This window comes from Paenibacillus sp. GYB006, assembly GCF_036577645.1.
Taxonomy (GTDB): Bacteria; Bacillota; Bacilli; order Paenibacillales; family Paenibacillaceae; genus Paenibacillus.
This window is the reverse complement of record NZ_JARBDA010000008.1, coordinates 14,579-35,847: the sequence shown is the minus strand read 5'-3', so window position 1 is coordinate 35,847 and position 21,269 is coordinate 14,579. Positions and strand designations below refer to the sequence as shown.

Annotated in this window: 18 protein-coding genes; 12 read left to right on the top strand and 6 right to left on the bottom strand. The window is 41.3% G+C overall.

Annotated elements, in window-relative coordinates; translation table 11 throughout:
- Positions 1-52 precede the first annotated feature (52 nt).
- Positions 53-1,606, top strand: coding sequence for a glycoside hydrolase family 68 protein (locus tag PV403_RS17390; protein ID WP_332085424.1), 1,554 nt, complete (start codon positions 53-55; stop codon positions 1,604-1,606).
- A gap of 130 nt (positions 1,607-1,736) precedes the next feature.
- Positions 1,737-3,266 (top strand): glycoside hydrolase family 32 protein, encoded by a 1,530-nt coding sequence (locus tag PV403_RS17385; RefSeq protein ID WP_332085423.1) that lies wholly within the window; start codon positions 1,737-1,739, stop codon positions 3,264-3,266.
- 55 nt (positions 3,267-3,321) lie between these two features.
- Here PV403_RS17385 and PV403_RS17380 read toward each other — a convergent pair whose 3' ends face one another.
- Positions 3,322-4,071 (bottom strand): class I SAM-dependent methyltransferase, encoded by a 750-nt coding sequence (locus tag PV403_RS17380; protein ID WP_332085422.1) that lies wholly within the window; start codon positions 4,069-4,071, stop codon positions 3,322-3,324.
- Between the two features lie 355 nt (positions 4,072-4,426).
- Here PV403_RS17380 and PV403_RS17375 point away from each other — a divergent pair, with 355 nt between their 5' ends.
- From PV403_RS17375 to PV403_RS17365, 3 genes are all read left to right on the top strand, one after another.
- Positions 4,427-4,966, top strand: a complete 540-nt coding sequence (locus PV403_RS17375; protein ID WP_332085421.1) for a GNAT family N-acetyltransferase — start codon at positions 4,427-4,429, stop codon at positions 4,964-4,966.
- Positions 4,967-5,035: 69 nt separating this feature from the next.
- Positions 5,036-5,428 carry an iron chaperone gene (locus PV403_RS17370; protein WP_332085420.1) on the top strand — a complete coding sequence of 131 codons (393 nt, stop codon included), beginning with the start codon at positions 5,036-5,038 and terminating at the stop codon, positions 5,426-5,428.
- A 184-nt stretch (positions 5,429-5,612) separates the two neighbouring features.
- A complete protein-coding gene (locus PV403_RS17365) occupies positions 5,613-6,812 on the top strand; it encodes a copper amine oxidase N-terminal domain-containing protein (protein ID WP_332085419.1) in 1,200 nt (399 codons plus the stop codon).
- A gap of 91 nt (positions 6,813-6,903) precedes the next feature.
- On the opposite strand, the gene PV403_RS17360 is transcribed toward PV403_RS17365, so the two are convergent.
- Positions 6,904-7,329, bottom strand: coding sequence for a GNAT family N-acetyltransferase (locus tag PV403_RS17360; RefSeq protein WP_213535986.1), 426 nt, complete (start codon positions 7,327-7,329; stop codon positions 6,904-6,906).
- Positions 7,330-7,526: 197 nt separating this feature from the next.
- On the opposite strand from PV403_RS17360, the gene PV403_RS17355 reads away from it, so the two are divergent.
- Both PV403_RS17355 and PV403_RS17350 read left to right on the top strand, forming a co-directional pair.
- Positions 7,527-8,378 carry a phosphotransferase gene (locus PV403_RS17355; RefSeq protein ID WP_213535984.1) on the top strand — a complete coding sequence of 284 codons (852 nt, stop codon included), beginning with the start codon at positions 7,527-7,529 and terminating at the stop codon, positions 8,376-8,378.
- Between the two features lie 43 nt (positions 8,379-8,421).
- Positions 8,422-8,991, top strand: coding sequence for a GNAT family N-acetyltransferase (locus PV403_RS17350; RefSeq protein WP_332085418.1), 570 nt, complete (start codon positions 8,422-8,424; stop codon positions 8,989-8,991).
- Between the two features lie 55 nt (positions 8,992-9,046).
- On the opposite strand, the gene PV403_RS17345 is transcribed toward PV403_RS17350, so the two are convergent.
- Together PV403_RS17345 and PV403_RS17340 are read right to left on the bottom strand one after the other, a co-directional pair.
- Positions 9,047-12,151: an MMPL family transporter gene (locus tag PV403_RS17345; protein ID WP_332085417.1), complete on the bottom strand. Its 3,105-nt coding sequence runs from the start codon at positions 12,149-12,151 to the stop codon at positions 9,047-9,049.
- Between the two features lie 247 nt (positions 12,152-12,398).
- Entirely contained in the window at positions 12,399-13,025 is a 627-nt protein-coding gene (locus PV403_RS17340; RefSeq protein ID WP_332085416.1) for a TetR/AcrR family transcriptional regulator, read from the bottom strand.
- A gap of 184 nt (positions 13,026-13,209) precedes the next feature.
- On the opposite strand from PV403_RS17340, the gene PV403_RS17335 reads away from it, so the two are divergent.
- From PV403_RS17335 to PV403_RS17325, 3 genes are all read left to right on the top strand, one after another.
- Positions 13,210-14,586, top strand: a complete 1,377-nt coding sequence (locus tag PV403_RS17335) for an MATE family efflux transporter (RefSeq protein ID WP_332085487.1) — start codon at positions 13,210-13,212, stop codon at positions 14,584-14,586.
- A gap of 216 nt (positions 14,587-14,802) precedes the next feature.
- Complete coding sequence (locus tag PV403_RS17330) at positions 14,803-16,422, top strand: Na/Pi cotransporter family protein (RefSeq protein WP_332085415.1); 1,620 nt, start codon at positions 14,803-14,805, stop codon at positions 16,420-16,422.
- Positions 16,423-16,675: 253 nt separating this feature from the next.
- Positions 16,676-17,413 carry a CPCC family cysteine-rich protein gene (locus PV403_RS17325; protein ID WP_332085414.1) on the top strand — a complete coding sequence of 246 codons (738 nt, stop codon included), beginning with the start codon at positions 16,676-16,678 and terminating at the stop codon, positions 17,411-17,413.
- Between the two features lie 128 nt (positions 17,414-17,541).
- Here PV403_RS17325 and PV403_RS17320 read toward each other — a convergent pair whose 3' ends face one another.
- Positions 17,542-18,558: a zinc-dependent alcohol dehydrogenase family protein gene (locus PV403_RS17320; RefSeq protein WP_225229410.1), complete on the bottom strand. Its 1,017-nt coding sequence runs from the start codon at positions 18,556-18,558 to the stop codon at positions 17,542-17,544.
- A gap of 141 nt (positions 18,559-18,699) precedes the next feature.
- Positions 18,700-19,002, bottom strand: a complete 303-nt coding sequence (locus tag PV403_RS17315; RefSeq protein ID WP_191803092.1) for an ArsR/SmtB family transcription factor — start codon at positions 19,000-19,002, stop codon at positions 18,700-18,702.
- Between the two features lie 223 nt (positions 19,003-19,225).
- Here PV403_RS17315 and PV403_RS17310 point away from each other — a divergent pair, with 223 nt between their 5' ends.
- Positions 19,226-20,254, top strand: coding sequence for a helical backbone metal receptor (locus PV403_RS17310; protein ID WP_332085413.1), 1,029 nt, complete (start codon positions 19,226-19,228; stop codon positions 20,252-20,254).
- A gap of 24 nt (positions 20,255-20,278) precedes the next feature.
- On the top strand, positions 20,279-21,268 hold the full coding sequence (locus tag PV403_RS17305) for a FecCD family ABC transporter permease (protein WP_213536017.1): 990 nt from the start codon (positions 20,279-20,281) through the stop codon (positions 21,266-21,268).
- The last annotated feature ends 1 nt before the right edge of the window (position 21,269 follow it).

The window sequence follows — 21,269 nt, the reverse complement described above, 5'->3', positions numbered from 1 at the left end:
ACCCGCTTTTATTACAATGAGTTTAAAGTTAATTATAAAAGAGGAGTCAGTTATGAATTTTAAAAAGATGATCAAGCAATCGGTAGTATTATCCTTGTCCGCTTCTTTATTAGTTAGCGGTGGGACATTGGCATTAGCAAAAGGCAACAATCATAAGGATGCAGGAGAAACGTACGGATTTTCCCATATCACTCGTGCGGATATGCTGAAAATACCTGCACAACAAAACAGTGAACAATTTAAGGTGCCTGAATTTGATGCGTCTACGATTCAAAACATTCCTTCAGCAGTGAAATATGATGAGAATGGCAATAAAATTGAAATGGATGTTTGGGACTCTTGGCCGCTGCAAAATGCGGATGGGACTGTAGCAAACTACAAAGGGTATGAAATTGTCTTTGCCTTAGCTGGTGACCCAAAACGTGGATCAGATACATTTATCTACTTGTTCTATAAAAAAGCTGGAGAAACTTCGCTTTCCAGCTGGAAGAATGCCGGCCGCGTATTTAAAGATAGCGATAAACTTGTACCTGGCGACACCCTTCTAAACGACCAAGCAGAAGAATGGTCTGGCTCGGCAACAATGACTTCGGATGGTAAAATTCGCTTGTTCTACACGAATCGTCAAGCATGGGCTCCAGAACGCGGTTTTTACGGAAAACAAATTTTGACTACAGCTCAAGTCAATGTATCAGCACCAAATAAAAATACGCTGAAGATTGATGGTGTAGAAGATCTAAAATCCATCTATGATGGAAAAGATGGCGAAATCTATCAAAACGTGGAATCTACTGGTTTCAGCCAAGGTGACTATAACGATAACCATACCTTAAGAGATCCTCACTACATAGAGGACAAAGGACGTAAATATCTTGTGTTTGAAGCAAATACAGGTAAGAAAACAGGATATCAAGGGGCAGAATCCCTTAATAATCCAGCTTATTACGGCGGAACTAAAGCTTTCTTCGAAGCAGAAAGAAAGAAATTGCTGGCAAGCCCAGTAAGAGCATTTGCGGAAATCGCAAATGGAGCACTTGGTATTATTGAACTTAATGATGATTATACATTTAAAAAAGAGTTGAAACCTCTGATTGCTTCTAATACCGTTACAGATGAAATTGAGCGTCCGAATGTATTTAAATTAAGAGGTAAGTGGTACCTGTTTACAAGTTCCAGAGGATCTAAAATGTACATTGATGGTATCGATGATGAAGACATCTACCTGCTTGGATATGTATCTAATTCATTAACTGGTCCTTATAAACCACTGAACGGTACTGGACTTGTGTTGCATCAAGATCTTGATCCAAATGATATTACTTGGACATATGCTCACTTTGCAATTCCGCAAGTGAAAGGTAACAATGTGGTAATCACAAGTTACATGACGAACAGAGGATTCTTTGAAGATCATCACTCTACTTTTGCGCCAAGCTTCTTAATGAATATTAAAAATTCTACGACTTCGGTTGTGAAGGACAGCATTCTAGAGCAAGGTCAAATCACCATCTCTACGGATAATCCAAATAAACCGGTGAAACCGAACAAACCGAATCATTCAAATAACTCAAACAATTCAAACAAACCAAATAAAAAAGAGATCTAAGAACTGAAAGTAAATGCTATATATAGCATTTACTTTCTTTGTATCTGTAAGTTTTAACAGCAATATGATCAGAGAAAGAGTGGGGATGCATTTGAATATAGTTGAGAAACTGAGGAGAAGTAAAACCGTTATGTTCATCTTTTTCGCTTGTTGTTTAATCGCATTAGCACTTATCACTTATACCGCAGTTAAAAACGATAAGGAAGCTACTATTCATCCGATTCCAGAGGTAAGTGTTCGTCCCGGTTATCACTTTACTGTTCCTGATAAATGGAAAAACGACCCCCAAAAACCGATCTACTTCGATGGAGAATATCATTATTATTATCTATATAATAGTGATATTCCTGAAGGCAACGGTACCGAATGGCGGCATGCCACTTCTGTAGATTTAGTGGAGTGGGAAGATAAAGGAGTTGCCATTCCTAAATACACGAATCAAAATGGAGACCCATGGTCGGGTTCAGTTGTTATAGATGATACAAACACAGCAGGGTTTGGCGAAGGTGCAATTATAGCGATACTGACACAGCCCTCTGCAGATGAAAAGAAGCAGGAACAATTTTTGTGGTACAGTACGGATCGAGGTCAAACGTTCCAACCTTATGGAGATACTCCTGTTCTCGCGAATCCGGGAGTGGAAGATTTCAGAGATCCAAAAGTAATATGGGATCATGATTCGCAAAAATGGGTGATGACGCTGGCAGAAGGAACGAAAATTGGTTTTTACGAGTCAGATAACTTAAAAGAATGGCATTATACTAGCAGCTTCCATGCTGAAAATATCGGAGTGCTAGAATGTCCTGATCTTTATCAGTTAAGAGCAGATGATGGCACACTAAAGTGGATTCTTGGTGCCAGTGCCAACGGTAAATCTACAGGCCAACCGAATACGTATGCCTATTGGATCGGAGATTTTGATGGTAAACAGTTTATCCCGAATCAGACCGAGCCTCAGTGGTTGGATTATGGATTTGACTGGTATGGTGCGGTAACGTTTGAAGACGGAGTGGAAAGGGATAAATATAATCATCGGTATGCATTAGCTTGGATGAATAATTGGGATTACGCAAATGTGACCCCTACCCTCGAAGAAGGTTTTAACGGTACAGACTCCATTGTCCGTCAGATCAAGTTACAGGCAGAAGGAGATAACAGGTACTATTTAGTATCCCAACCCATTGAAGCATTAGATGAGTTAACAAGTTCAACGGGTACGTTTGAACATATCGAAGTGGATGGCTCCACAACCCTTGATGTAACAGGAGACATGTATCAGCTGGAGGCAGATATTTCTTGGTCAGAGATGAAGAATGTAGGACTTAGACTTCGAGAATCCAGTGATAAAACTCGCCATGTAGACGTTGGTGTTTTTGTAGAAGGCGAGTATTCTTATGTGAACCGAGCTTCAACAGGACATCCTGATGAGAGTAACAGATATGTAGAAAGTACCGCGCCATTTGATGGGAACAACAAGAAGGTGCATCTAAAAATCCTCGTTGATAAAACGAGTATTGAAGTTTTTATTGATGATGGTAGAGTCGCCTTTACGAATGAAATTTTTCCGGAATCGGGCGATAGATCGATCACCCTGTTTGCTGAAGGCGGAACGGCGATGTTTGATCATGTAGTCATTAAGTATTTTCATACGGTTAAATAACAAAAGGGATACCCATGAGTATCCCTTTTTAGTATGATTTTTGTTACGTACGCTGTTACTTTCGGGCTATAATCATAAATCGTGATGAATTGGTCATTATTCCTTTGTCCGTCTGATTGTCCCTAATCAATTGCTTCAGGATTTGAAAATCATCTTCGGTTTCTCCAAAGTTAGGAATAATCGGAGTGTGCTTCAAGAGAAAAAGTAAGTCTTCCGGCATCTGATAATATTCGGTGACGCTATCTTCAAAGGCCTTGATATCCGTAAAGCCAGCTTCCCTTAGTTCCGTAATATATTGATCTTTTAATGTCCCGTTTTTCTTACCGAATGCCTGACCTCTCCCAAATGCCTCTTTTATATTCTCTTTGTCATTTTCGCTTACTTGTTGAGTTAGAAAAATACCGCCTGGAGCTAATACTTTAGCTATTTCATTTGGATAGAAGCATGAGTGTCTAGAAGAGACGACCTGAAAGAAATGTTTAGGAAAATCAAGATGTTCTGCATCCATCTGCAGAAAACGGACATTAGGTATGCCGGAACTTACCGCATTTTTAGTTGCGGTTTCCATCATTCCTGTAGAATGGTCAATCCCAACGAGAAGCAGTGCAGAATCTGCGATGGAGAGGATTGCTTCGCCGCCGCCCGTTCCGATATCAAGCAGGAGATCTGACTTCTTCGTTACTTTTGTTACTTCATTATAAAAGTCCCACGGTAATCCTTCGGAGACACATTTCATCTTACTAAAATCCCAACCAATGCGTTTTCCTACTTTATCATAAAAATCTTTGTATTCGAGTGTATTCATTTTTTCTTCCACCTTTCAAATTGAGGTTCATAACAAGCTAGAGAAAGAACAGCCCCATATCGTTCAAATACTTAGTTACTGTGGACAAAAGGACAGACGTGTCCCTTGACAGCTGGTACGCGTTTTTATCCAGCCCGGCAACTAATTACTTCGAACCCTGCGGAAGTTCATCCCATTCACCTCATTCAAAAGATTCATTCCATTATATCTCATTTAAGTTTCTTTAATCCAGTAAATTACTTCTCCTTGTTCGGTTTTACCCAAGTATTCATGAAAGTAGGTCCTGCTCTTCGGGTATACTTTTAGAGTACTATGAAGAGTAGAGAGATTGTCCCAAAAAAGGAGATATGGAAATATGCATATGATCATTAGAAAAGAAGAAGCAAAGGATTATGAAGCAGTAGAGAAGGTAGTACAACGTGCGTTTGAACCTGTGGAATTCAGTGATAAAAAAGAGCATGAACTCGTTGCTAGGATCCGTACATCGGAAGCGTTCATCCCTGAATTGTCTTTAGTAGCGATGAATCTAGAGAATGAAGAGATCATCGGGCATATTCTTTTTTCGAAAATTAAAATCGTGGGTGAAGGAAAGACGGCAGAATCTCTTGCCTTGGCTCCTGTTTCTGTATTACCTGTATATCAGAATAAAGGTATCGGCAGAAGGCTCATTGAAGAAGGAATACAAGCAGCGAGAGAGTTAGGGTACGGTTCGGTTATTGTTTTGGGCCATTCGGAATATTATCCGAAGTTTGGATTTAAAAAAGCATCCCTATGGGAAATTAAAGCGCCGTTTGAAGTCCCGGATGATGCATTTATGGCACTAGAACTCATTGAAAATAGTCTTAAGGATCAATCAGGCGTGGTGGAGTACTCGAAGGCATTTTTCGAAGCTTAAAATTAACGGCTTTAGGGTGAAGTGAAAGGACGTTATAGTAACTAGTTTAAGATCGGAGTGATGTCTATCATGGACGAAAAGAAAGCGAAGGTTGAGTCGGTTGATGAATATATTTCCCAGTTTCCCGCTGAGATTCAAGAAATCCTTCAGAAGCTCAGAAAGGTAATAAAAGAAGCTGCCCCAGATGCAGTGGAAAAGATAAGTTATCAAATGCCTACCTTTGCGCTGAGTGGGAATCTAGTACATTATGCTGCTTTTAAAAATCATATCGGTTTTTATCCGGCTCCAAGTGGAATCGAGGCATTTAAAGAGGAATTATCCGGATATAAGGGGGCAAAAGGTTCTGTCCAATTTCCGCTGAATCAGGAACTTCCCTATGAATTAATCAGCAGGATTGTACAGTTTCGAGCCGCTGAGAATAAAGAAAAAGCAGCAGCTAAAAAGAAAAGTAATAAAAAGTAAGACATGCTTGTATGGACAGTTCATTAATTGTCATATTTTACCTCTATGTAAAAACTTACACAAGTGTTGAAATCTCTTTTGTGTGAGGTTACGATGGCTTATGATGGGCTCGTTTCATTATTTTGGAATGAGAGGAGAGAGTTCTCTTTCCCTGAAAAACTTACAACTTAGAGGAGAAGACTGCATGATGAGAAAGAAATTTGGGCTTCTTATGTTATCTCTGCTGATGGTATGTACCGTCCTTAGTAACGTGGCCCCTGCCAGTGCGGCAACTAAAAAGATTCAGGTATATCTAGACGGGAAGGTAATGAGCTTTTCTATTTCCCCCGAAATCAAAAATGGAGTCACTTTCGTACAGTTCCGTCCATTATTTGAAGCCTTCAATTACACTGTCGCTTATAATAATGCAGCTAAACGAATTAATGCCAATAACGGGTCGACCAAAATACAGCTGACGGTTGGACAAAAATCAGCTTATATTGATGGAATGAAGACGAGTCTTTCCGCGGCACCCTACATAACCGAAGGAAGCACGCTTGTTCCGCTTCGATTCGTAGCAGAAGCAACGGGTTATGATGTGAAATGGAATCAGCAGAACAAAACGATTCACATCTCAACCGGAATTGCGGATAGCAAGGTAAAAGCACAAGTCGCTGAATTTTTCAAAAAGCAGCAAACGGCGGAAAATGAACGAAGTTTGGCGAAAGCGATGCAGCTGATTCACCCTGATGCTCCTTATTATGAGGAGATAAAAGAAGATTACCGCGATCAATTTCTTTCCAAAGCAAAAGTGGTCTACAGCAATGTAAATAACATTGAGGCGTATGGTGATGACATTTACGCGACCGTTACTCGAACACGCAGTTATATTAGTGGTCCATTTTTCTGGGATTCGGTAGAAACCTATGAAGTGAACTTGATGAAAATGCCAAATGGTACGTTAAGACAGTATGATTTGTACTACGAGGACTACTATTATGCAGCTGAGGATCTCATCGGCACTCAAGTTCAAGTACCAGCAGATACGGAAAAAGCAATCATGCAGACCGTAAACAACCAATACAAAGGGTTTAACGAAAAAAATACAGCGTTACTTCTCTCCTCGATGGATCCTTCATCTCTATTGTATGAAATGATGCAAGCGATGACGGATGAGGGTTTACTAAACGCAATTAATTTTGATATGTCTGCGAAATTCATGAGTGTCATTAAGTACACCGGAAATACCGCAATTCTGTACGCAGAAGAGACGGACAAAATTTTGAAATTTGATACGGAGAGCTTGTACTATCTAGTGAAAAATAAAGAAGGAAACTGGCTCATTTATGATACTGTTGATATTTCAAGCGTTGAAGATGAATTTAAATACGACGTACTTTCGTAATTATTGAAATATGAATCCTGACCACTTATAAAAAGCCCTGCAGAATTGCAGGGCTTTTTATAAGTGGTCAGGATAGTTAGACATGTACCTATTAACTTTTCAAATCCTTTTTTAAGTAATAGTGAGTGTGCCCGCCCGCGTTATTGATAGATCCATATACTTCATAGCCATATTTCAAATAGAAGTCCAGTGCTTGGAAGCTAAGGGTATCGAGTTTAATGAAATCGCATGATTTCTGCCTGGCTATTTCCTCGATCTCTAATAATAATTTCGAGCCATAACCAAGTCCGCGAATCTGTTCATCCAGAATTAGATAGTGGATCTCCAGCCAGTTCCAGCATATATCTCCCACAATTCCACCCAGCGTTTCCCCTTCTGCATTTTTTAACAAAAGATTTAATTCTTCGTATCGATTACTCAGTTCTTTAGGAAAATGAGCATGATTAAATGCAATCAGTTTGTTACGTACACGGGTCCGATCTTCATTACTATGTTCAGCGGAAATATGTAGTTCCATGGTATATTAACCCCTCTTCAAAATGATCTCATTTGAACTTACCTTATTTCGAGCTTAACCGGAAAGTAAAAAATGTTTTATATTCAATTGTACCTGAATTTCAAAGGTTTCCTAGACTCTCTAAGCGAATGTAACAAGGATACTGCAAATAGGCTATAACATTTAGGAAAAAGGAGCTGAGATCTCTGTTACGTGACATGGAATGGATACAGAAAGACCCTTTACTGGATGAGTTGTTAGCTCAAAATCCACCGATTATTGTACAGCCCATGACTCAAGGAATGGAAGCAGAAGTAACCAAACTATGTATACAGGATAATCGTTTTATTCTGAAAGTGTGGAACAAAGTTTCTAAGCCGAATATTGATTATCAGTACCGATTGTTATCAGGATTATATGAGCAAGGTTTACCTGTATCGAAGCCTCTAGGGTGGGGAAGAAAACGTTCTGAACAAAAGGAACAAGTACTGTTCACCTATGATGATGGCGGAGAACTACAAGATTATAGTGAAAAGAAAATGCAGGAGATCGCGGTTCTTTTATATCAGATTCACCAGGTGAATGTGGAGAAACTACTTCCGCTGACACTTCCTAAATACGATTTTTTTGCTTATTATTTTCCCGATCTTGATCAGCATCCGGATCTATTAGCTGTGGTAACTGAAGTGGCATCCGTAACTTCTATCGAACACTGTCATTTCATTCATGGTGATTTTCACTTAAATAATTTGGTAGAGAAGGATGGACGCATGACGATCATTGACTGGACGAATGGACAGCTTGGTGATCCGAGGTTTGACTTTTCCTGGTCTCTTTTTCTAAAGCGAATCTATATGCCTTCTTTCCTTGCCGAAGCTTTCTCTACTGCTTATCTCTCCTTACATCCTATTCAAGAGGAAGACAGAACTAAATTTGAAGCTATCGCTTATTTGCGCTGGATTCTGCTTAACCGGTTTGCACAAGGACCGGAAGGAATAGACCTCATGAAGAAAGCAAACGACATTGCTGCCCGTAATCCGTTCTTAAAAGATCTAAACTTGCAGGGATAGGCCGGAACGTAGGAAGAATAAGATGAATGACAAGGAGGAGAATATGGATCCCATTTTTGACTCGTTTCCTATTCTGAAATCAGAGATTCTTGTACTTAAGAAAGTAGAAGAGGAACATGTGGATGAATTGTTCGAAATATACAGCAATGACGTGATATTTAGATACTGCGGAATCCTTCCGAGACATAACAAAGACACGGTAAGGAAAATGGTCGGGCACTTTGAGCGAGACTTCAATAAACAGACCCGTGTAAAGTGGGGGATTTTTGCTAAGGATCAGCAGGATCGGCTGATTGGTATTATTGAGGTATTTGATCTTAATCGCAAGGTGAACATGGCCACGATGGGTTACTTCTTAGCAGAGGCTTATTGGGGCAGGGGATATGCAACGGAAGCGGTTCGCTTGGTGCTTGAATTCCTGTTCCTGCGCGCAGGTATTAACCGAGTTCAGGCAGATGTGATGCCGCAGAATGAAATCTCCAAAAAGGTGCTCCTGAAAAACGGTTTTATAAAAGAAGGTACTCTCAGACAAGCAGCACTTTGGTCCGGCAAAGGGGTAGTGGATCGGGAAGTATTCAGTATATTAAAAGAGGAGTATTGTCTCTCAAAATAAAACAAAGAAGCAGAGCCTATGATAGGCATCTGCTTCTTTTAACAACTGTATGTCGTTATTGATGCAACGTATATTTCTCATTTGCAGCTGTGTTTTTTCTCTTGCTGAATGCGTTAGGCAGCATAATTAAAGCAGGTACCAGCATCGGAAGTAAAATGAAGCAGAGTACAAGGAGACCCGCAATGACTGCAGAAGCTAGTTCAATCAGCAGGACAAGTCCTGATGGAATGAGTGTGGCAAAGGTGCCGCCGAGTATAATCATGGCGGAGATGATGACGCCGCCGATATTTTTGGCTGATTCCACGAGTGCTTTTGCAGGGTCCAGTTCCCCGTATTCTTTATAGCGCATCATGAAGAAGATGCTGTAATCGACTCCGACCGCCACAATAATGATGAAGGAGAAGAAGGGAACAAAGGATGATACGCCGTCAGCACCGAGTATCTGATAGGTAACCAGATTGGTTGCAGCCATGGCAACAAAGTAAGAGACAATCAGAGATATTACAATATAGATGGATGGCAGAATTGAACGAATCACAAATAGCAGTACAAGGAATACCCCGATAATTACGATCACTGCTGTTCCGTTAAATGATTCAAGCTGTACTTTATTGGTATCATAGGTTGTCGAGCTTGGTCCTGCTGCTCCAAATACTGCTCCGTCTAGTACAGTTCCTTTAAGTCCTGAAGCAACGGTATCGTTAATCTCTTCAATGGTATCCATAGCTTTCATTGAATAAGGATCGTCGTTCAAAATAACCATCAATTTTGTGATTTTACGATCTTCGGACATGAAATTATCAAGTACCTGGGCGAAATCTTCTCCTTCAAGTGCTTCTCTAGGAATGAAGAACGTTTTAGAAGATTCGAATTGCGTCAGGAATTCGTTGGTTTTTCCAAGTCCCTCCGAAATATCTTCCAGTCCATTTCCACTTTGATGAAGTCCATCTTTTAATGAAGTTAGACCGCCCGAAAACTGAGATAAACCGTTACTCAGTTCTTCTTGCCCCTGATTTACTTTAGCTAAAGCATCATTTAATTTATTCATATTAGCAGCAATTTCATCCGCGCCGCTAGCGCCTTGATTCAGTCCAGAGCTCAGCTGTTTTGCTCCATTTTCTAATTCCTTGAGCCCGCTGAGAATCTGCCCCTGAGCGCTGTTAATCTGGTCTAGACCACCAGTAGCTTGTGTAAAGGCGCTATTTAACTTTTCATAATTCGTGTTGAGTTGTGTTAACCCTCCAGCCCACTGGGCAATGCCGCCTTCGAGTGCTGCACCCTGTGTCTTCAGCTGTACATAAGTATCATCAGACGCAAGTTCACTATGGGAAGCGCCGAGGGCAGTGATCAGTCCGTTAATCCCTGTCATTCCTTGCTGAATGCCGGGCAGCTGCTTCGCTAGTGATTCATATCCACTGCCAAGGGCCGTATATTGTTTTTGAATCTCACGGAGTCCGCTTGAGACTTGTGAAGAGCTTTTTTGTATGGAAGATAGTCCACTGCGAATCTCGGCAATACCGGAAGAGAGCCCGGTTGCTCCGGAAGCACTGTCACTTATACCGCCTCCAAGTTCTTTCACCGCATCTGTTAGCTGCTGATAGCCTGATGTGATCTCTCCCGACCCGGAAACTAGCTGATCCACTTCAGAGAAGTCAGGCGTCTCAAGTCCTGCTTCCATCTGTGAAAGTCCATCCTGGATCTGATCGACACCATCCCTAGAAGCTGAGATTCCATCCGTTATAGCAGAGGTTTGGCTATCTGTATACAAATCCGGAATTTCCTCAAACTGCGGCTGCGTTACACTCGATACACTGTCTACCCCTTCAAGCTCATTAAGAGCGAGGGTAATCGAATCAATTACAGCCAGGGCATCATTATTATCCATCGGCTCATCATTTTGAATGACTACATTCGTAGGCAGAGCCTGACCTTCACTAAAGTTTTCTGCAACGAGGCTGAATCCCTTGGTCGAAGGGTAGCCGTTACCGAGTTCTTTCAGCTGATCAAAGGACAGCGTCTGTTTGCTGAACATGAGAACAGGAATCATGATGATGATAATAAGTGCGGTGGTAATCACCGGATATTTTACTGAAATCGTAGCGAGCTTGGTCCAAAACTTGCTGTCTTTATGGCCGTTATTTTGTTTGGCAGGCCAGAATAATTTTTCCCCAAGTGTCTTCATAAAGAAGGGGGTCAAGGTATAAATCTGCACAATTAATACGATCGCACCAATGGCAACGACGTTCGCAGATTTGTAAATTCCAAAGTTTGAGAAACTTAGTGCAGCAAACGCAATAAATACGGTTAATGTACTGTAGAGAATGGTTTTGCCTGCGGTTCGGAACGTAGTGAAGATAGCTTCATCAATCGTTGCACCGTGAGCAAGTTCCTCTTTAAAGCGGTTGAATAAAAGAATGTTATAGTCGGTACCGATCCCAAACAGAATGAGGACAAGCAGCATCTGCGTTACACTGGTGACCGGGAAATTCAGCTTTTCAATAATTTGTGCTGCAATGCCCATGGATACGAGATAGGTAATCCCCACCGTTAGCAGCGAGATAAAGGGAATGAGCAGTGAACGGAACATAATAATAAGTACAGCTAGAATGAAAACAACGGTCAGCAAAGCACTTTTTTCTACACCTGCCGTTGTTGCTTCCAAATAATCGTTCTGTATAAAATCTTCACCGCTTAGATAAAAATCGGTATCTACGACAGCGAGTTCTTGCTCAATTTGTTCCTTAATAACGGCGACTTCACGATCTCCTTTATCGAGACTGAAGCTGACCATAAGGGTCGTTCCATTCTCGGAGAGAAGAGAGGATTTCGCCTCTGGGGTAGAAAAAGGGTCGATCATATCATGCACACCGAGTTCAGCACTATGATCTCGTATGTTCTCTATACCCGCTTCGATCTGAGTCAGATCCGTATCAGACAGTTTATTTTCATTATGAAAAACAATAATATCGCTGGTGCCTTGATCTCCTGTCATTTCCTTTAATAGCTCACTTGCTACTTTGGAGGGACTATCTTTGGTGAGCGGATCTTGGCCTCTCTCATGCAGAATCGCGTTGACATCTGGCTGAAATACGGTGAGTAAGCTTGCGCTAACCAGCCAAATGGCTAGAATAAGCCAGCGCCACTTTAGTATCTTTTGCATTCGTACATTATCTCCCTTGATCATGGAATAGTGGCATTGCTTGAGGTACAGAACATTAGTAAACAGGCGTTCATTATAATGCTAAAAAAAGAGATGTGCTTTCAATTGATTATTTACTCAGCTGAGGCGGACCAAAAGATTGGACTCCAACCCAATTATCCGCTCGGCAGAGGTGGACCCATTGGATTGGAGATGATCAAAAGAATTGCGAGTACTCGCAAACCTTCATTCACTCGTAGAGATGAATCTAAGCTTTGCGAGTAACACAACTAATTTTCTCCGCAATCCCCACAGAGAACACTTGCAGCAGCTCATCAACAAGATATTTAATAGTTGCTCCATCCCGGTGATCGCGGAGAATCAGGCATACCCCTTCAATGATGGTGACGGCTAGCATCTGAATAGACAATCGATCCTTGGGATCTAAATCCGTTGTTTCCCGGGTGACCGTGAATACCTTCTCCAAAATCTGAATGACAATCGCAATAAGATCCTGTTTTGCCGATGCGTAGGCCGAACCTTCACTTAAGGTTAGTAAGATTTTGATCTCCGTACTCGAGTCTTTCAGCAGTTCTACAATGGTCTCATCCACCATCTTGATATACTCAAATACTTCGTCACTGTGAATGGTGAAGGTTTTCTCTATTTCTTCCTTAATTGCGATGGTGTACGAAATAAACTGCTCATGTGCGCTTCCCATGAGTGCCTGGAATAGATCATCCTTGTTCTTAAAATAGCGATAAATGTTACCTGTTGTTATTCCTGCTGCGGTCGCAATTCGTCTCATCGAGGACTGCGCATACCCGTATTGTTCGAATTCAGATAGGGCTGAGCTCAGAATATTATTTCGGATTTCTTCTTTTAAAATTTGCATTAATGAACACCTGTTTACTTTTATTGGAATAACGAAAGTATAGTCGAAAACTGGACTTTCTGCAATCATTATCATAAAAAAGAAATACTTCACAACCCATACTCACAAAATCATGCTATACTATTGGGCGATGTTGTAAATACAATGAAAAAGAGATGATTATCCTTTGAGTAATCCACTTCCTATGTATAAAGAAAAATCTAATACCTTCTTGAATAAATATTTTACTGGAAAGACGCTTGATTTCAGGCAAATTATCGCGATTATTATCCCGATATTTGTGGATCAGGCTTTTATTATTTTAATGGCCCTGTTAAATACAGCGATGATTGCATCATCCGGCGTTGCTGCGGTAAGTGCCGTAAGTATGGTCGATTCGATCAATATTTTCCTCGTTAACGTATTTGTTGCGGTAGCCACAGGGGGAACCGTCATTGTTGCTCAGTATAAGGGGAGCGGTAATGACGAGATGGTATCAAAATCGGCTACACAAGCCATTACGGCAGTAGCGATTCTTTCCGTAGTTATATGCGGGCTGGTTATTACTTTTCATACCCCTATTCTTAATTTGTTATTTGGTAAGGCGGAAGCAGAAGTATTCGAGAATGCTCGAGTCTTTCTTATAGGCAGCTGTATTTCTTATCCGTTTATTGCGATATTTCAAGCCGTAACCGGTGTTCTACGCGGGGTAGCGGAGACGAAGGCTTGCCTAGGATTATCACTTATCATGAACCTTACGTATCTTGGACTGAATATTTTGCTTATTACTGTATTCGATATGGGAATTATAGGTCTTGTTATTTCCATGATCACAGCACGGGTGCTGGGCATGTGTATCTCGATGTATTATTTGATCAAAATAAATCAGACTTTAAAATACAAGATTAAAGAAGCTCTAAAACTGGATTTTGCAATCCTCAAAAGGATTATGGCGGTTGGAATTCCATTTGCCGCTGAGCAAATGTTCTTTAACGGCGGAAAACTGCTCACTCAGACGTTTATTGTTCAGCTTGGAACTTTAGCAATTACCGTAAATGCAATCAGCGGCTCCATATCACTGCTGTTCCAAATTGGGGGCAGCGCGCTTAGTATCGCCATTGTCACCGTAGTTGGGCAATGTATTGGTAATGGGAGTATACCGGATGCAAGGAAATTTATTAAGTCATTTATCGGCTTGTCGACGGCGTTCTTTATTTTGGTAGCTGCTATTATCATTCCGCTGTTTCCATTCATCGTCGGATTGTTTTCGCCGCCGGCTGAGATTGTACCTGATATCTTTGCACTCACACTGCTGATTGCGATTGTTCAGCCGATTTTCTGGTCAATTAGTTTTATCCTTCCTTCTGCACTGCGTGCGGCTGGGGATTCGAACTTCACCTCCTTAACTTCTTTACTGTCGATGTGGGTTCTCCGTGTATTCTTAGGATATTTCCTAGGAATTACGCTTGGACTTGGGATCATGGGGGTATGGATTGCTATGGTCACTGAATGGAGCGTTCGTGGAGTGATTTTCTGGATTCGTTTCCGCGGGGACAAATGGTACCGTCGTAAACTGATCTAATCTGATAATTTCATTGGAGAGGGCTGAGTTGTCAGCTCTCTTTTTTTGTATTCAATAACATTTCTCACACTTATATTAGAAACATCTTAAGTATTTTCCTTATTCTGTACTAAAAATATCATAAAATGTCTAAACTTGAATTATTCATTTCGATTCGTGAGTATGATAAATTAAAAAAGGTTTGGACGACCAATAACTGAGGGAGGCTTTCATATATTGGATTGGCAAGAGATATTGTTTAAGTTTGTCGGGGGACTCGGCATCTTTCTATTTGGTATCAAATTTATGTCAGACGGACTGCAAAAATCAGCCGGAGACAAAATGCGCGGGATTTTGGAAAAGTACACCACAAATCCGATATTGGGCGTTCTAGTTGGAATTATCGTTACTTGTTTAATTCAGTCCTCTTCTGGGACGACAGTAATGGCAATTGGACTTGTAAACGCTGGACTTATGACACTTAGACAAGCAATTGGGGTTGTACTTGGTGCGAATATCGGTACAACGATGACTGCTTTTATCGTCGGGATCAAAATTGAAGAGTATGCTCTGCCTATTATTGCAGTGGGTGCTTTCTTTTTATTTTTCCTGAATAAGAAGAAATTTCAATACATTGGCCAAGTAATCTTTGGTTTCGGGATGTTGTTCCTTGGACTATCTACCATGAGTGGTGGAGTGAAACCGCTTAGGGAATTGCCGGCTTTTACTGATTTTATGATTCAAATGGCAGATCAGCCTGTACTGGGACTTCTTGTCGGTACCATCTTTACTATGGTCGTACAGAGTTCAAGTGCAACGATCGGAATTCTGCAGACTATTGCGGATGAAGGGATGATCAGTCTCAGCGGATCTTTGCCGATCCTGTTTGGTGATAATATCGGGACAACGATTACAGCGGTACTCGCATCTATTGGTGCGTCGATCGCAGCAAGACGTACGGCGTTAGTACACGTTATTTTTAACGTTTGCGGAGCGATTATCTTCACGCTTCTGCTGCCTGTCGTACTCTGGGTAGTACTGTGGCTTGGAGAAGGCGTGAATATTCGGATGCAGATTGCGTATGCCCACGGATTGTTTAACGTGACGAACACTCTTATCTTCCTGCCGCTAATTCCTGTACTGGCATGGATTGTAACCAAAGTCATTCCAGGCAAGATGGATGAGATTCAGTTTAAACCGATCTATCTCGATGATCGCCTGCTTGCAACACCTGCTGTGGCTCTAGGACAAGCTCAGCATGAAATTGTGCGCATGGGACAGTACGCGAGAGAGTCTTTGCAGGATGCAACGAAGTTCTTCTTCGATCGGGATACGAAATATGCCGACCTTGCTTTGCAAAAGGAAGAGCTTATTAATGAGCTGAATCGCAAAATTACGGATTATATCATTCGAATCCACCAGAAGAACGCACTGCCGGCAGGGGAGTCAGAAAAAGCTTCTGGCTGGTTCCAAACGGTTAGTGATATTGAGCGGATCGGCGACCATGCAGAGAATGTAGTAGAGCTTGCGGAGTTCAGCATTAATAACAAGATTTTGTTCTCGGAAGCGGCTACGAAAGAACTGCAGGAAATGATGGAAGTGGCAGATCAGACGGTAGAGAAGGCGCTCGTTGCACTGGAAGGACAGGACACCGAGGCAGCTAAAGCCGTGTTGGAACTGGAAACAAAATTAGATGACCTTGAAGTTGTGTTCCGCAAAAATCACATCATTCGTCTAAACCAAAACGTATGCTCAAGCGGTGCAGGAACCATTTATTTGGACTTGCTAACGAACCTTGAGCGCATCGGAGATCATTGTAAAAATATTGCTCAGTTCGTGCTTCACGAACAGCACTAGAGAAGAAGAGACGCCCTTTCAGCTATAGCTGGAAGGGCGTTTTTTTTTGTGCTGATCATTCTGTGCTTTACGGCAAATAATGATGGTCTAGGACATCAGCATAAGAAGAGAAATAGGGACTCACACCGGTATTATGAAGGTCCTAAGCGAGAACCTTTTTCATAAGCAATTCCATTTTATTCATGGTGAATATGACCAAGTTTCGGTTAGAATGTTAGCGCAGCATGATTAATCACCAGGGGGAATTAGGATATTGGTTATCAAGTGGATTGTAATTGTAGTTTGTGTGTACATATTAATAGGTATTATTTACGCTTATCGCTTTATGGCTAAAGAACTTCCTGAGTTACTAAGGAATGAGATGGATGAAAAGGATGAGTATTTTACAGTAATGAATAAGGCCCGGAATGAAACGCATGTTTATATGGAAGAAATGAATCAAATGGTTGGCAAAAAGGGGAGTAAGGTTGTTCATTTTCTAATAGGTACGTTTCTCTGGCTTCCGCTAGTGATTGATACAGAAATATCTTCTAGAAGAGAGGCAGCAAAGTGGATGGAGGATGAGGAGTTCTATGACCATGATGAAGAAGAAATAGATCCGAAACGATTCGCTTGTCCATGTTGTGGTTATCCTACACTGGAAATCCAGAATTATGGATATGAGGTTTGTATACTTTGCGGCTGGGAAGACGATGGCCAGCGAGATGACCAGGCTGATAAGGTATGGGGCGGGGCTAATCAGGAGTATTCGCTTACAGTAGCGAAAGAAATTTTCAAGCAACATTTCCTTGGTTACCATGATAATAAAGTCTTGAAATCACAGAAGAGAGAAGCGGTTATTCATGCTAACAAGCAGCTTATGGAAGCTTATGATCAGCTTGAGAAGCCAAAAAATTGGACTACTGAAGGAATTTCATTAGGAACTGATAAGAAGTGGGAAGAAGTATTTAAACAGGAAGCAGCTCTCGGCACAATCAAGTATAAAAAATAGGTGAAACAAATGCTAAAAAACTTCTAACGAATCTATCGTTAGAAGTTTTTTGTGCTAATGATGCTATGGTTTTACTAAAAATATTTAGTTCAACGTTCAACGTAACAAAGGCTTCATCTAGATTTGAATTATTCAGAAACTTTAATGACAATTTTACCAAAAGCACCACGACCTAGATGCTCATAAGCTTGGATCGCCTCGTCGAAGGAGTATACTGTGTCGATTACTGGATGAATATTGAGTTCATTAAAGGCTTTGTTCATCTCATCAAATGCTTTACGGTGACCAACATAGATACCTTGAATACGTGCTTGCTTCGCTAATAATGCGAATAAATTCACTTCCGCCATCATGCTCTTCAGGAAACCAACAATATAAATATGTCCCTGTAGCGCAAGTGCTTCGATCGAACGGTTAATGCTATCTCCGCCAACAACTTCTAAAATATGCTCCGCGCCTTTACCGTTCGTTAGTTTTAATACTTCTTTTTCCCAATCCGGTGTTTTCACATAGTTGATGACTTCTTTGGCGCCTAACTCTTTTACTCGTTCGCCTTTTGCATCACTGCTCGTTGTAACAATTACTCTTGCACCTAATGCAGAGGCGATTTGAGTCGCATAGACGGATACACCACCTGTTCCTAGAACAAGTACAGTATCACCGGCTTTAATTTTGCCGTATTCCACTAAAGAAAACCATACGGTTAGTGCCGCAATTGGGAGTGTAGAAGCCTCTTCATCAGTTAAATTAGCTGGTGCCATTACTGCTGCATACTCTTCTAACAACATATATTCCGCAAGTCCACCATCATTCGGTCCACCGACAGCTGTTGGCGCATAGTCTTCGCTTGGTGCTCCATCAACCCATTTTGTATAAAGGTGCGAAACAACGCGGTCCCCCACTTTAAACTGGGTTACTTCTGAACCAACACTTACAACAATACCTACTGCATCTGATACAGGTATGAAAGGCTTGCTCATTAAGTCTGGTAAATAATCGCCATCCATGATGGATTTGTCACGGAAATTAAGGGATACAGCTTTTACTTGAATCAATATTTGATTAGGACCTGGTTTAGGGGTCTCTACTTCTACTAGTTTAAGATTTTCTAATCCTATGCCTTGTTTTTGCCATGCTTTCATCATCAGTTCCTCTTTTCTTATATTAAATAATCAATATGTAACAAGAAATATTACTTAAATCCGCATCTACAAATTTACAAATTAAGAATTATCGATATGTAAGCTATAATAACAACCAAACTCCGTTATAGAATTTGGTTGTTATTATAGTTCTGTTTGAATGAATATACCGAGATTTTTAATAACTTCTTCATCTCTTTTGTAATATGTCCACTTACCTATTCGTGTTGATTTAATTAAACCAGCTTTTTGTAGGGTTGAAAGGTATTGAGAAGCAGTAGATTGAGTCATGTTTAACTTATTCGTGATTTGACTAACACACACACCAACTTCGACTAAGTCAATTCCTTCTTGTGGATCAAAGTGAGCAAAAGGATCTTTCAGCCAATCTAAAATTTGTAATCGAGCCTCATTAGAAAGTGATTTAAAAATAGTTAACTTGTCCATTGCCATATTATAAATCGATAAAACTCGATTTGTCAATTCAAAGTGTTTTAAGAGATGGATGAGCAAATAGGTTTCCAAATGTAGTTCTGTACTCCGTCACATTAATCCATGGGTAATCCGGAAAAAGTCCATTGATAACCATTTTCAACCAACATATAATGATAATCATTATCAATTACTCGTCTACATAGAGAGATAACAATAAATCAGGGGGCATGAAGGTATGAAGAAGGTTTCGTCGTTGAAATTAGGAATGATCGCTTTAACCATGGTTGTTATGGTGGCGTGTGGGAATCAGGAAGGGGCCGGCAGTGAAACGAGTTCCGATGCTCAGCAGCAAGCAGCCGCAAATACAACAGTAACAGCGGGATCGGAAGATATTACTCCAGCAACAGATGAAGCTGCTGCAACGGTTGCGGTAGACGAAGCATTAGTAGAAGAAATTTTGTCTCAATTCGATAATAAAACACCGAGTACGACTGTAACTTTGTCAGTAGCCATTACAGAATTATTTAATGACTTAGGATTATCGCTAGAAGGTGTACCGACTACACAAAGTGAACTGCCAGCAGCTTACCAAGATGTACAGAAAGTTGGGTCATCTCATCAGCCGGATCTCGAAGTGATCGCAAGCCTTACACCTGATGCAATACTGTCACCCGAATCAATTAAAGACAGCATTGAAAAAATGCTGAAGCCTTCCGGTTTAAAGGGAGCATATCTCCCCGTTGATTCATTAGATGGACTCAAAGCTTCACTGGTTGCCATAGGACGTCTCTACGATAAAGAAGCCGAGGCAGAGCAGGTGCTGAATTCTTTTGCTGAACAGGAATCGGAAATTGTGAAATCAGTAGAAGGAAAAGATGCACCCACTGTTATGTTCTTATTCGGTTCCACAGATTATCTCATGCTGATGAATGAAGATACATTTGCCGGCAGTCTCGCTAGAAATCTAGGAGCAACGAATGTACTTACGGATACAATGCAGTCCACCGAGACGTATGTTCCTTTTAATATGGAAAGTGTAGTAGAAGCGAATCCGGACGTGATTTTACTTGTGGCTCACGGAGATGCTGAAGCGGTAGCGAAGAAGTTTGAAGAAGATGTGAAGAAGAACGGCGCATGGGAGAAAATGAATGCTTTCAAGAATGGAAAAATGAAAACACTGGATTATAACTTGTTTGGTGTTGCTTCCCTATCCAAAACGCCTGACGCTTATAAAGCACTTTCCACCGTTTTGTACGGGGAATAGGAGGATTATGAGCTTGTGAATACAATAGGGCAGCAGAGAAGCCGGAAGTTACTTCTTGCAATTACGTATCTCATCTTACTGATCATTATTATTCTTGCTATCGGCATCGGAAGCGTGAGGTTATCTCCTGCGGAAGTCCTTCAGACTTTAACTGGATCGGGAAGTGAACAATGGAACACCATCCTATGGAATATACGTATTCCGCGGGTGATCCTCGCGCTGATCATCGGAGCCAATCTAGCAGTTTCGGGTGCGCTGCTTCAAGCCGTAATGCATAATCCGCTGGCAGACCCTGGGCTAACTGGGGTTTCCAGCGGTGCTGCTGTTACGGTACTTTTTATCATGCTGGTGAAACCGGAGTTATCCTCGCTTATTCCCATTGCAGCTATCGTCGGCGGAGGGATTGCTGCGGCAATGGTTTATGGATGGGCTTGGACCAAGACACAGGGGATAACGCCTATTCGCATTATTTTATCAGGGGTAGCAGTCAATGCCGTCTTTGGCGGAGTCATCGGACTACTATCTATTCTCTATAGTGACAAATTACCCGCTGCGCTCTCATGGATGAACGGGAGTTTATCGGGAAAAGGAATGGATGCGGTGCTGACGATTCTACCTTATTCTGCGGCGGGATGGATCATGGCACTTCTATGCATTCGGCAGGCGAATATTTTACGGCTTGGAGAACAAGCAGCACATAATCTCGGCCAAAATATAAATCGGGTGCGGATTACGCTTTCTTTTGTTGCTGTCTTTCTTGCTTCTGTCTCCGTCTCTATGGTTGGGCTTGTCGGCTTTGTTGGTCTCATCGTTCCACACATGGCACGTATGATGATCGGTTCGGATTATAAATACAGCCTTCCTTTTAGCTTAGCGCTGGGGGCTGTCGTATTGATTATAGCCGATACGATCGGCAGATCGATGTTTAGTCCGCTCGAAATTCCGGCGGGTATTGTGATGGCGATGGTAGGAGGGCCTTATTTTCTCTATCTGATGCGTAAAGGAGGGGCATAGC